Raw genomic sequence first — 13,057 nt, 5'->3', positions numbered from 1 at the left:
GCGGACTAATTATGTCATTGAAGCATGTTATTGAATTATACGAGGTAATGGATAGTATCAATGTAAATGGAGAAACAATTAAAGAGTATTTACACGATATTGATTCAAAAGCAGATGTCAAAGTAAAAACGATTCAAGGTGAAAGTGGCTCAACAGATTTTGTTCGCGTTCTAGTGAAAGGAAAGAATGGTAAATCCTCAGGTGGGAATGCACCTACATTAGGAATTATTGGTCGTTTAGGGGGTATTGGAGCACGCCCTGAAATGACAGGCTTTGTATCGGATGGAGATGGCGCTCTAGCATGTATGGCAGGAGCAGCTAAAGCCATTGATATGGCCCTTAAGGGTGATCAGTTAGAAGGAGATGTTATTTTCTCGACGCATATTTGTCCAACAGCACCAACCTTACCACATGAGCCGGTGCCATTTATGAACTCACCGGTGGATATTAGTGTCATGAACGAAAATGAAGTAGAAGATACGATGGATGCGATTCTCTCGATTGATACAACAAAAGGCAATCAAGTGTGTAACCATAAAGGGTTTGCTATTACACCAACAGTCAAAGAAGGTTACATATTGAAAATTAGTGATGATCTTTTACATGCTTATACGCAATCAGCAGGAATTTCACCAGTTGTACTGCCGATTACGATGCAAGATATTACACCTTATGGAAATGGTCTATATCATATTAATAGTATTTTACAACCAGCTGTTGCAACATCCAGCCCTGTTGTTGGTGTGGCGATTACTACAGAATCTGTCGTGGCAGGCTGTGCGACAGGTGCAACACATGTTACAGATGTTGAAAGTGTTGTGCGATTTGTCTTGGAAGTAGCAAAAACATACGGTGCTAAGAAGTGCTCCTTCTATGATGAAGAACAATTTACCCATATGAAAAATTTATATGGTAGTATGAGTCACTTACAAACGAAAGGAAATGAGGTGCACACACATGAATGATTTACAAGCACTGAAAATGCAATTACTCGATGCAGTCGAAAATCATCAAGATGAATTAATTGAATTTTGTTCAAAACTTATTCAAATTCCCAGTGTCAACCCTCCAGGAGATACGACTGAAATAACAGCCTTTATCGAAAATTATTTACATGAAGTGGGCATTACGTACCAAAAATATGAAGCTGCAGATAAAATGTTTAACTTGGTTGCCTCTATTGGTAATGGTGAAGGAAAAGAACTTGTTTATTGTGGTCATACAGATGTTGTACCTGTGGGCGATTTATCGAAGTGGGATTTCGATCCATTCTCAGGAGAGGTAAAGGATGGCTGGATGCTTGGTCGTGGTGCAAGTGATATGAAAGCTGGTTTAGCGGGTATTATTTTTGCGACAAAGCTACTGAAGAAAATGGATATTGAATTACCAGGCAAATTAACGTTGGCGATCGTACCAGATGAAGAAACGGGTGGAGAATATGGTGTTCCTTGGTTGTTAGAACGAAGTTTAGTAAAAGGAGATGGCTGTTTAATTGCAGAGCCGTCTTCACCGTTGAATCCTACAATCGGACAAAAGGGCTCTTACTGGTTTGAATTAGAAGTACGTGGGGAACCAGGACATGGAAGTCTATCTCCTTTAGCTGGACGAAATGCTATTGTCGATGCCATTCGAGCTATTCAAGAGATTCGTACATTATGGGATATGGACATTTCCATTCCTGAAGAAGTACAGCCACTTATCGAAGTATCAAAGAAATACATGCGTGAGGTGGAGAAAGATCGATTGAAATATCAAGATGTTTTAGAGAAAATTACTGTAAATATTGGTACAATTGAGGGAGGTACGAAGTCCAACGTTATCCCAGATTATTGTAAGGTACAGGTTGATTGTCGCTTACCTTTTGGTATTACACAAGAACAAGTAACAGAAATTTTGAAGAATAAACTAGATAGTTTAGCTATCGATTATTCGATTCAACGTTTTGGCTTCAAAAGCGTAGCGAATTATACGCCAGCTGAAAATCCTGTGTGTCAATCGATTGTGGACAATATTTCATTTGTTACAGGTCAAGAGGCATATGGTGTGATGCAATGGGCAAGCAGTGATGCTCGACATTTCAGACAATATGACATTCCTGTATTACAATATGGTCCAGCGTATTTGCCAAGTATTCATGGTTATAATGAAAAAGTGCGTGTTGAGGATATCGTACGCTGTGCAAAAGTATATATTACTGCTGCTGTTGATTTCCTATATCAAAAGTAAGAGATTAGCTACTCTCTTACTTTTGATAAAGTGATATCAGGTGCTGACGGCTGCTAAATCTTTCAATTATTCCCCCTTAAGCGAAAGATTTGCAGCCGTTTGTACAGATAAATAGATCAGAAGGATGAGAGATATGCTAAAGACGTTAAATTTATCAATTGCAGTTTTAAAAATGTTTACAAAGGAAAAGCCCACATGGGGCGGAAGAGAGTTAGCAATGGCGATGAATATGAATCATACAAATTTATATCGCATTCTTGAAACCTTTGAAAATAATGGCTTTATTACGAAAGATCCCGTAACTAAAAAATACTCACTTGGTATTGCATTATGGGAAATTGGTATGAATATGTATGATTCATTAAACATAGATCAGCTATGTATGCCAGTTCTTGATCAATTAAAGGATGTCACTGGTGAAACTGCTATTTTTACAGTTTTGAATGGACTGGAAGCGTTAACATTACTAAAAGCAGAACCTGTAAATAAGGTGAAATTTACTGTTTCAAGAGGGAGTAGGTCTCCGCTTTACGTAGGGGCCTCCTATCGCTCTATGCTTGCATTCCTAAATGAAGAGCAAATTGCAAAGGTTATTGACGAACCCTTAAAAGCCTATACAAATAATACAATGACAGATGCCAATGAAATACGTGCAGAGCTTGAAAAAATACGTGCATGTGGTTATGCACTAAGTAATAGTGAATACTCTGTCGACGTCTTGGCGCTCGCTATGCCAATATTCAATAGTGAAGAACAGGTTGTCGCCTCGATTACTGTTTCGGGACCCATCTATCGTTTTACCGAGGAACGTGTTCCAGAAGTGTTAGGCCCTTTAACAGAGGCCAGAAATGAAATAGAAGGAATTATTCGGAGATATCATTTGAATTTTAATTAAGGAGTCCTATTATGCAACATTTACATGACATTGCACTTACTATCTTAAAAGGTAATTTAAATGTTCAATCATCAGAAACATTATTGATTTTGACGGATATTCACAAGGAAGACATTGCGAAAATTTTTTATGAAGCTGGGCTGACGATTACAGCTAAGACAATGTTTATGGTCATGCCGTTACTAGAAAAATCTGGTCAGGAGCCAATCATTGCAGTATCGACACTTATGGCTAATGCTGATGTTACGCTTTGTATTACCTCACATTCCTTAACTCATACAGCGGCACGTAAAAATGCCTGTGAGCATGGTGGACGCGTAGCGACAATGCCAGGTGTTACATTGGAGATGCTTAAGCAAGGTGCACTTCATGCAAATGCACAGGAAATAGAAGAGTTGGTGGGAAAATATGTCCAACTACTCGATGCGGCAAACGATATTCGAATTGTTAAAGGTGGACATGAGTTGACCTTCAGTGTAGAAAAACGTGTAGGAATTCCCTCTACAGGAATCATTCGTCAAGCAGGGGAGCACGGGAATATCCCTTCAGGAGAATCCTATATTGCCCCAATCGAAACATCTGCAAATGGCGAAATTTTAGTGGATGGTTCAATTGCTAATATTGGTGTTCTAAAGGAGCCATTATTATTAAAAATCAAGAATGGACGTTTAGAAGAGGCAATTGGCCCAGATGGTCCACAATTACTGCAATTACTGGGCGAAGGTAATGGTAGAGTAATCGCAGAGTTTGGCATCGGAGCCAATAAAAGTGCAATCCTATGTGGTAATGTATTAGAGGATGAAAAGGTGTATGGAACAATCCATATTGCATTTGGCAGTAATGTGCCATTTGGTGGGGCAAATGCGGCAGATGTTCATATTGATTGTGTTGTAAAAAGTCCTGTTGTTTATTTTGATGGGAAGCAAGTAATCTAAGCGAAAGCGTGTCTTCGTATGAAGCACGCTTTTTTGCTTGCTGTAATTTAGAGTTGCTTGTCTTTGTTGGATTACACTATAGTTAACATAGATAAGCTAGAGGATGATAATAATTAACATCTAGTGTCCATTATAAAAAGGAATCAACGAGAGATTCTGTCCATAAAATAGGAGCAATGAGTGAGTGTTGCTTCTGTTTTCATCAAGAAAGAACGTGAGGGTGAAACTATGCTAACATTTACAGATTTACATGGCCTACAAGTCGATTTAAGTTTTTCAAGAGGGGAATTTGAAGTAGAGCCCAAGCATGTCCTTGTTTTTTTAAAGCATGAAAATAAATGGCTATGTACTATCCATAAACGACGTGGTGTAGAGGTGCCAGGGGGCAAATTAGAGGAGGGCGAAACCTTAGAGGAGGCAGCTATTCGGGAAGTTTTTGAGGAGACGGGTGTCCATGTGAAAAATCTGCAATGGTTCGCAGAATATGCGGTTCACGATGAAGTGAAATTTTGTAAAACAGTTTTTACTGCACAATTTGCAGGTCAAGAGCATATTGAATTTGATCTAGAAACATCGGGCATGCTTTGGTTAACAGATGAAGAATTCATCCATCATCCTAACTTAAGCTTTCATATGAAGGATGAGGGCATGAGAAAAATGCTGGAGGAGTTGAAACATCGTGACAAACAATGGTGAAATTGTAGAAAAGCGAGCCTATCCTTCACCAAATCCAGCCATACGGTTAACTGAAATAACTTATTTATCACAGGGTTTACGTATAAAAGGATTATTAGCAGAGCCAAAGGCAGAAGGTACATATGATGGCTTTTTATATTTAAGAGGGGGCATGCAAAGCATTGGAATGGTAAGACCATCACGTATTGCTCAATTTGCAGCTCAGGGCTTTATTGTGTTTGCTCCATACTATCGTGGAAATCGTGGTGGAGAAGGTCGTGACGAATTTGCAGGTGCAGACCGTTACGATGCAGTCTATGCTGTAGATGTTCTCAAACAATTTTGCAATGATAATATACATGTTTTTGGTTTTTCCCGTGGGGGAATTATGGCTCTTTGGACAGCTATTTTAAGAAAGGATATCACCTCTGTCGTCACATGGGCAGGTGTTTCTGATGCAACAGCTACTTATTGGGAGCGAACAGATATGCGAAGAATGATGAAACGGGTGATTGGAGGAACACCGAATCGTGTACCTGAAGCTTATGATGCACGAACACCGCTTTTCGAAGTTGAGCAAATAACAGCTCCAGTATTAATTATCCATGGCTATCGGGATGAAAATGTTGATATCGAACATGCTAGACAATTGGCCTTTTTCTTAGACGAGGCTAATAAAACATACGAAACATGGTATGACCCTAACTATGCCCATCAATACCCACCTGCTAAAAATCGAGAAACCGTCCGCGCTCTTTGCCAATGGATGAAACAACAATAATTGAAACAAAGAAAATTGAAGTATGTAATTTGAGAGAACAAAACAATCAATGGAATGTGGTGAAAGGTGAATATGCTATTCGTTTCAGATACGAATTATCTTTTAGCCAAAGGTTTCATAGATTACTCATTTATTAATGTGTGACTATTCTTCTCCCGACATTTACCAATAATAGCCCATCCTTTCTATTAGTAAGGATGGGCTATTTTGTTCGCCTAGAAAAAAAGGACATGGAAAAAACACCTTTGCAGTATGGTTGATTGGAGTGGAGCCAGCGTAACTCCTTGGGGATTAGCGTCACAGATAAGACCCTGGAGCGAACGAAGTGAGTGAAGCGGCTTATCGGACGCCCCCAGGAAAGGACGCTGGCGGAACGGAAATCTACCCCTTGCTTTGCCAACATGAACAAGAAGAAGGTTTCTTGTTTTTTCTTACCTTTATTCGGGTACAGATATTCTATAACAGGTAATGAAAGAAAAAAGGAGTCAATAAAACGAAATTCACCACGATTACTTTTATCAGGTTATGCCTTTTTCCAAGATAACACTACTAATCATACAATTGTAGTTAACTTAAAAATAATCATACGTAACTCCCTATACTACCATTCAGAATAAAGAAAAAGAGAACGAGTGACTCGTTCCCTTTGTTCTGTATCTAGTTTATTTTAATGGGCCACCAAGTGTAATGATAGCTTCAGAAACGTTTGTGAATTTCTTGAAGTTTTCATTGAATAGACCTGCAAGTTCAGCCGCTTTTTCATCATAAGCAGCTTTATCTGCCCAAGCTTCACGAGGGTTTAACACTTCAGAAGGTACACCTTCAACTGCTGTTGGAATGTGTAAACCAAAGACAGCATCTTGTGTTGTTTCTACATTTGTTAATTTGCCATCGATTGCTGCACGTACCATTGTGCGTGTGTAAGAAAGCTTCATACGGCTACCTGTACCATATTCGCCACCAGTCCAACCAGTGTTTACTAGGAATACTTGTGCGCCGTGCTCGTCAATCTTTTGACCTAACATTTCTGCATACACTGTTGCAGGAAGTGGAAGGAATGGAGAACCGAAGCAAGTAGAGAATACTGGTTCTGGTTCTGTTACACCACGTTCAGTTCCAGCAAGTTTAGAAGTGAAACCGCTTAGGAAGTGGTACATTGCTTGCTCTTTTGTTAATTTACTGATTGGAGGTAATACGCCAAACGCATCAGCTGTTAAGAAGATGATAGTTTTTGGATGACCTGCAACAGATGGATCAACAATATTTTCGATGTATTGGATTGGATAAGCAACACGTGTGTTTTCTGTTAATGAACCATCATCATAATCACAAATACGAGTTTCTGGGTCAACAGCTACGTTTTCTAAAACAGAACCGAAGCGGATTGCATTGTAGATTTCTGGTTCTTTTTCAGCAGAAAGGTTGATTGTTTTTGCATAGCAACCACCCTCAATGTTGAACACTCCATTATCAGACCAGCCATGTTCATCGTCACCGATAAGCTTACGATCTGGGTCAGCAGATAAAGTCGTTTTACCAGTACCAGATAGACCGAAGAATAATGCCACATCGCCAGCTTCACCAACGTTTGCTGAACAGTGCATTGAAAGGATTCCTTGTTGTGGTAATAAGTAGTTCATGATACCGAAAATAGATTTTTTCATTTCACCAGCATACTCAGTACCACCAATTAAAATAATTTTCTTTTCAAGTGATACAATGATGAATGTTTCAGAAGATGTACCATCAACTGCAGGATCTGCTTTAAAGTTAGGAGCAGAGATAACTGTGAAGTCTGCAACATGAGAAGCTAATTCTTCTTTAGTTGGACGGATAAATAATTGATGAGCAAAAAGATTGTGCCAAGCGTATTCATTAATCACTTGAATGCTTAATTGAGAATCTTTGTCAGCACCTGCAAAGCCTTTGAATACGAATAACTCGTCACGTTCTTTTAAATATTTTATTACTTTTACATATAGGTTATCGAACACTTCAGAAGAAATAGGTTGGTTGACTTTACCCCAGTCAATTTGATCTTTTGTGCTTTCTTCTTCTACCGTATATTTATCTTTAGGTGAACGACCAGTGTATTTGCCAGTTTCTGCACGAACTGCGCCATCTACTGTTAACATTGCTTCACCACGAGATGTAGCTTTTTCTGCTAATTGTGGTACTGAAAGTTGAACATTAATGTTACCGCCGTTTAATAATTCCTTCAGTTCGTTTGCAATTTCTACTGAATTCATCGATTAAATACCATCCTTTTTTATAGTATTCCCTTGATTTAGAGGGATTTTTTCTTAATTTCAAAAATAGTATAACACAATTGCTTAAATAATCTATACTAATTAAGAAATTATTTTAGAGTTTTTATCACTTTTCAATAAACTGACAAAAAATAATGTTTTTCGAGTAGAATCCAATCAATCCTACTGTAATTAGGCATAAAAATTGAGCCACACATATGTTACCACAAGATGCTAGGTATGTTGTAGGGATTAATTTGCTTCTATTTACATCATCATCCAAGTATGAAAAGTTTTTGTTTAATCAGTTCCTTCCTTTCTATACAGTAATACATTAGAAAATATTTGACAACGTTCGACCTTTTCAGTAACATACAATTGAACGGATACTCTTATCCCGAGCTGGTGGAGGGTCAGGCCCTGTGAAACCCGGCAACCTGCATGAATCATTTCACGACATGCGTTGGTGCCAACCTGATGCAAGGGAACATCCCTTGAACGATAAGAGTGAAAGGTTACGAAGTCATTATTCCTTTCCTCATGTAAAGTAACGTGAGTAAAGGATTTTTTTATTGTTTAAAATGAATGTAAAGGTAAGTATATGTAGTTCTTTCCTTATTATAATGACGGATCTTTCGAAATCCTCGTGTTAAAAGCAGCAGTAACGGCTTGAGAGTTCAATCCTTAGGAGCGGACTTGACATGGGTAATGAGTACCGTATTCATACACAACTACTTTTCGTAAAAGTAATAGGAGGAAAACCAAATGACAAACCGTCGACTGTTTACATCAGAGAGTGTAACAGAAGGACATCCAGATAAAATTTGTGACCAAATCTCGGATGCCATTTTAGATGCTATTTTAGCAGAAGATCCAAATGCACGTGTAGCGTGTGAAACTACTGTAACAACAGGATTAGTATTAGTAGCAGGAGAAATTACAACTTCTACTTATGTAGATATTAAAGGTATCGTTCGTGATACTGTAGCCGAAATAGGCTATACACGCGGTAAATATGGCTTTGATGCTGAAAACTTAGCCGTGCTTGTGGCTATTGGTGAACAATCACCGGATATTGCACAAGGTGTTGACCAAGCATTAGAAGCGCGTGAAGGCTCAATGACAGATGCTGATATTGAAGCTATTGGTGCTGGTGACCAAGGTCTAATGTTTGGTTACGCATGTAATGAAACACCAGAGTTAATGCCACTACCAATTAGTTTAGCACACAAATTAGCACGTCGTTTAACAGAAGTACGTAAATCAGGAGAATTAGCGTATTTACGTCCTGATGGTAAAACTCAAGTAACGATTGAATATGATGACAATAATGTACCAGTACGTGTGGATACTATTGTTATTTCAACACAGCATGATGAAGAGGCAACACTGGATCAAATTCAAGCAGATTTAAAAGAATTTGTTATTGGACCTGTTGTGCCAAGTGAATTATTAGATGCTAACACGAAATATTTCATCAACCCAACTGGCCGTTTTGTAATCGGTGGACCAAAAGGAGATGCTGGGTTAACAGGACGTAAAATCATTGTTGATACATACGGTGGTTACGCGCGTCATGGTGGTGGAGCATTCTCAGGTAAGGATGCGACAAAGGTAGACCGTTCAGCAGCTTATGCAGCACGTTATGTAGCGAAAAATATTGTAGCAGCTGGATTAGCAGACCGCGCTGAGGTACAACTTGCCTATGCGATTGGTGTTGCACAACCTGTTTCCATTGCTGTCGATACATTTGGTACAGGCAGAGTGAAAGAAAGTGAAATCGTAGAATGGGTTCGTGAACTATTTGATCTACGCCCAGCAGGTATAATTAAAATGCTGGATCTACGCCGTCCGATCTATAAACAAACTGCAGCATATGGTCATTTTGGCCGCACTGACTTAAATGTGCCATGGGAACAAATCGATAAAGCTGATGCACTTCGAGAAAAAGCACATCTGTAAACTATTGAACTAAAGTAATGAAGTCGTTAGAACGTTATTCTAGTGTACTAATATGCAAGGGGGCAATGTTGCCCCTTTTATTTTTTCAAAAAAACCTCGCACTGGCTCGTGAACAAGAAATGGTCACGGCCACGCGAGGGATTTTTTTCGTTAGTATTGAATTTTTGTGTATGATTGGTTACTTCTGAAGGGATTTATAATATTGACCTTTTTCTACGTATTCACGTACGATACGTTCCATATCCTCTTTGTCTTCAGCATTTAATTCACGGACAACTTTGGCTGGGCGACCTAATGCTAAACTATTCGGAGGAATGACCTTACCTGGAGGTACGAGGCTTCCTGCTCCAATAAATGCACCCTCTCCAATTTCTGCACCGTCTAATATAATGGAGCCCATACCAATTAAAGCATTTTTGCGAATTGTACAACTATGTAAAGTGACTTGGTGTCCGACTGTAACCTCATCTTCAATAATAAGTGGATATTTTGGGCTTTGATGTAAGCAACAAAGATCTTGGATGCTAACACGTTTACCAATAATTGTTGGTGAGACATCCCCACGAATGACTGTATTAAACCAAATTGTTGTTTCAGCACCAATTGTTACATCGCCCGTAACGGTTGCATAATCAGCAATGAAAACAGACGGATCGATCTTTGGCGTTTTATCTTTGAATGGATAAATCATGAAAATCGCCTCTTTTCTTTCTATAATGTAGTATTATCGTATCAAATACGCAACTTTATGGAAATATAAAATTAAAATGTGGCATTTATTTCGATATAATCAAAGTGTAATTATTTTTTAGGAGGACTATGTGAATGTGGAAATGGGAAGCTGATGGACAAGCAAAGGCTGTGATTGCTATTCTTCATGGTGCTTATGAAAATCACCGTTGGTATGCATGGCTTATAGAGAAATTAAGAATGGAAGGCTTCCACATAGTCATGGGGGATTTACCTAATCATGGTATTAATGCAAGGTTTGCTCGTGTCCATGATGAGGACTTCAAATTGTACAATAAGTATACAAGAAATCTAATTGAAAATGCTTTTTCATATAATTTACCAACCTTTTTAATAGGTCATGGTCTTGGAGCAACATTAATTCTCCATACAATGCAAAAGAAGCAATATGAATGTGCTGGCATTATCTTGACATCACCTTGGTTGCAATTAAAGCTATTACCAGGTAAATTATCGAATGCTTTAACGAGTTTAAGTGCTTTAACAGCTAATGTTAAAATGACACACGATATTAATTTAGAAAAATTAACGCGAAGTGTTGAAGGTAGAGAAGAGATGAAAGATGATATACCATTCATGTCTGTCGTGTCAGTGAAATGGTATCGGGAGCTGCAGCAAATGATGAAAAATTTAGTGCTGCTACCTAAAGGTGAATTCCCGAATATGCCGATGCTCATCATGACTGCTGAGAAAGATAAGATTACTGAAACTCGACAAACTCGTAATTGGCTTCATCAACAAGAATTCACAGAGTTTCAGTTCAAAGAATGGGAAAATTGTTATCATAATTTATTTCATGAAGTAGAGCGTGAAGAGATTTTTATGTATATTCGAGATTTTATTAATAATGCGCTAAGAAGAATTGGTTATATAATTAAATAGTTTTATACCCTTCCATTTACTAGGTTACTTACTTAAATATTGTTACTTAAAAATAATATTGTAATTTTCAGAAAAGTGTAATACTATAATGACTTAAAGTAAGGTATTTTAAATTGGAGGGGTAAAATGGATGTAATTGTGGAGAAGTTAAATGGGATATTATGGGGACCGTGGTTTATTTATGGTATCTTGTTGATTGGGTTGTTTTTCTCAATCATTACAAGGTTCCTACAAGTAAGGCATATTAAAGATATGTTTGTTTTAATGTTTAAAGGGGAAAAATCGGACAAAGGAATTTCGTCTTTCCAAGCCATGTCGATAGCACTATCAGGACGTGTAGGTACAGGTAATATTGCCGGTACTGCGACAGCGATTGGAATGGGAGGACCCGGTGCTGTCTTTTGGATGTGGGCAATTGCTTTCATTGGTGCGGCAACCGCGTATGTAGAGTCAACATTAGCTCAAATCTATAAAGAAGAGAAAGATACTGAATATCGTGGTGGACCGGCCTTTTACATAGAAAAAGGAATGGGCCAAAAATGGTTTGCAGTTATTTTTGCAGTGGCTGCTTTGATTGCGATGTTAATCTTAATGCCTGGTGTACAGTCAAATGCTATTGCAGGCGCTGTTGAAAACGCTTTCGGTTTGGATACTTGGATCACAGGTCTTATTATTGTCGTTTTATTAGGCGCAATTATTATCGGGGGCGTTAAATCCATTGCAAATGCAGCTCAAATCATTGTACCGTTTATGGCATTAGCATACATCATTATGGCTATTATCATTATTGTTATGAATATCTCTGAAGTACCTTCAGTATTTGCATTAATTTTCTCAAGTGCCTTTGGTGCTCAAGAGATTTTTGGAGGTATTATTGGTTCTGCCATTGCTTGGGGTGTTAAACGTGGAATTTACTCCAATGAAGCTGGCCAAGGAACAGGGGCTCACCCTGCAGCAGCAGCCGAAGTATCGCATCCAGCTAAGCAAGGGATTGTTCAAGCAGCTTCTGTGTACATTGATACTTTATTAATTTGTTCTGCTACGGCATTTATGATTTTATTTACAGGGATGTACAATGTACAAGATGAAAAGGCAGCGGAAGGAACAGATCCATTTATCCATATTGGGGAATTTAATAATGGTGGATTAGCTGGCGATGAACAAATGACATTTGCAAAAAGTATTGAAGCGGGTGCTGCGTATACACAATATGCGGTTGATTCATCATTACCAGGCTTTGGTGCTCCATTTGTAGCTATTGCGTTATTCTTCTTTGCCTTTACAACAATTATGGCTTACTACTACATTGCTGAAACAAATGTCGCTTATTTATTTAGAGGTAACACAGAAAAGGTATTTATTTGGATAGCAAAAATTGCTATTTTAATTGCAGCATTCTATGGTACAGTTCGTACTTCGGGTCTAGCATGGGCAATGGGAGATGTGGGCCTTGGTCTCATGGTTTGGATTAACGTACTTGCCATTTTAATTATTATGAAGCCAGCAATTGTTGCACTAAAAGATTATGAGAAACAGAAAAAAGAAGGAAAAGACCCTGTCTTTGATCCTCGTAAACTAGGAATTAAAGGTGCAGATTTCTGGATTGACTATAATGAAAAACGAAAAAATAAATAGTTAAAGAGGAAGGCGATTAACTAGTTTCTATTAAACTAATTAATCGCCTTTTTTCTTGTACCTGATC

At 38.3% G+C, this 13,057-nt stretch carries 11 protein-coding genes and 1 riboswitch; of the genes, 9 read left to right on the top strand and 2 right to left on the bottom strand.

From position 1 onward, the window contains the following. Positions 1 to 11 precede the first annotated feature (11 nt). The 6 genes from MKY49_RS16955 to MKY49_RS16930 all read left to right on the top strand — a co-directional run bounded on the left by MKY49_RS16955 (position 12) and on the right by MKY49_RS16930 (position 5,512). A complete protein-coding gene (locus MKY49_RS16955; RefSeq protein ID WP_274794167.1) occupies positions 12 to 965 on the top strand; it encodes a DUF1177 domain-containing protein in 954 nt (317 codons plus the stop codon). Beyond that, positions 958 to 2,226: a M20 family metallopeptidase gene (locus MKY49_RS16950; RefSeq protein WP_274794166.1), complete on the top strand. Its 1,269-nt coding sequence runs from the start codon at positions 958 to 960 to the stop codon at positions 2,224 to 2,226. The genes MKY49_RS16955 and MKY49_RS16950 overlap by 8 nt, the downstream gene beginning before the upstream one ends. A 133-nt stretch (positions 2,227 to 2,359) precedes the next feature. Further along, positions 2,360 to 3,121 (top strand): IclR family transcriptional regulator, encoded by a 762-nt coding sequence (locus MKY49_RS16945; protein WP_274794165.1) that lies wholly within the window; start codon positions 2,360 to 2,362, stop codon positions 3,119 to 3,121. 11 nt (positions 3,122 to 3,132) lie between these two features. Then, entirely contained in the window at positions 3,133 to 4,056 is a 924-nt protein-coding gene (locus tag MKY49_RS16940; protein WP_341386704.1) for an aminopeptidase, read from the top strand. 228 nt (positions 4,057 to 4,284) lie between these two features. Continuing rightward, the gene (locus tag MKY49_RS16935) at positions 4,285 to 4,752 is read left to right on the top strand and encodes an NUDIX domain-containing protein (protein ID WP_274797370.1); all 468 of its coding nucleotides are present in this window, start codon (positions 4,285 to 4,287) and stop codon (positions 4,750 to 4,752) included. Further along, positions 4,736 to 5,512: an alpha/beta hydrolase family protein gene (locus tag MKY49_RS16930; protein ID WP_274794163.1), complete on the top strand. Its 777-nt coding sequence runs from the start codon at positions 4,736 to 4,738 to the stop codon at positions 5,510 to 5,512. Before MKY49_RS16935 ends, MKY49_RS16930 begins: the two co-directional genes overlap by 17 nt. Positions 5,513 to 6,174: 662 nt before the next feature. Here the strand turns inward: MKY49_RS16930 and pckA are convergent. Next, positions 6,175 to 7,761: a phosphoenolpyruvate carboxykinase (ATP) gene (gene pckA / locus MKY49_RS16925; protein ID WP_274794162.1), complete on the bottom strand. Its 1,587-nt coding sequence runs from the start codon at positions 7,759 to 7,761 to the stop codon at positions 6,175 to 6,177. Between the two features lie 389 nt (positions 7,762 to 8,150). Beyond that, a riboswitch (SAM riboswitch) is annotated at positions 8,151 to 8,269 on the top strand. A 257-nt stretch (positions 8,270 to 8,526) separates the two neighbouring features. Between pckA and metK the strand changes: the two genes are divergently transcribed. After that, a complete protein-coding gene (gene metK, locus MKY49_RS16920) occupies positions 8,527 to 9,723 on the top strand; it encodes a methionine adenosyltransferase (RefSeq protein WP_274794161.1) in 1,197 nt (398 codons plus the stop codon). A gap of 178 nt (positions 9,724 to 9,901) precedes the next feature. Here metK and MKY49_RS16915 read toward each other — a convergent pair whose 3' ends face one another. Further along, positions 9,902 to 10,414: a gamma carbonic anhydrase gene (locus tag MKY49_RS16915; protein ID WP_274794160.1), complete on the bottom strand. Its 513-nt coding sequence runs from the start codon at positions 10,412 to 10,414 to the stop codon at positions 9,902 to 9,904. Positions 10,415 to 10,548: 134 nt separating this feature from the next. Here MKY49_RS16915 and MKY49_RS16910 point away from each other — a divergent pair, with 134 nt between their 5' ends. Continuing rightward, on the top strand, positions 10,549 to 11,355 hold the full coding sequence (locus MKY49_RS16910) for an alpha/beta hydrolase (protein ID WP_274794159.1): 807 nt from the start codon (positions 10,549 to 10,551) through the stop codon (positions 11,353 to 11,355). 126 nt (positions 11,356 to 11,481) lie between these two features. Continuing rightward, complete coding sequence (locus MKY49_RS16905; RefSeq protein ID WP_274794158.1) at positions 11,482 to 12,990, top strand: alanine/glycine:cation symporter family protein; 1,509 nt, start codon at positions 11,482 to 11,484, stop codon at positions 12,988 to 12,990. Positions 12,991 to 13,057: the final 67 nt, after the last annotated feature.

It is taken from the genome of Lysinibacillus sp. FSL M8-0134, from assembly GCF_038069745.1.
GTDB lineage: Bacteria > Bacillota > Bacilli > Bacillales_A > Planococcaceae > Lysinibacillus > Lysinibacillus irui.
This window is presented reverse-complemented; position numbering and strand designations above follow the sequence as displayed.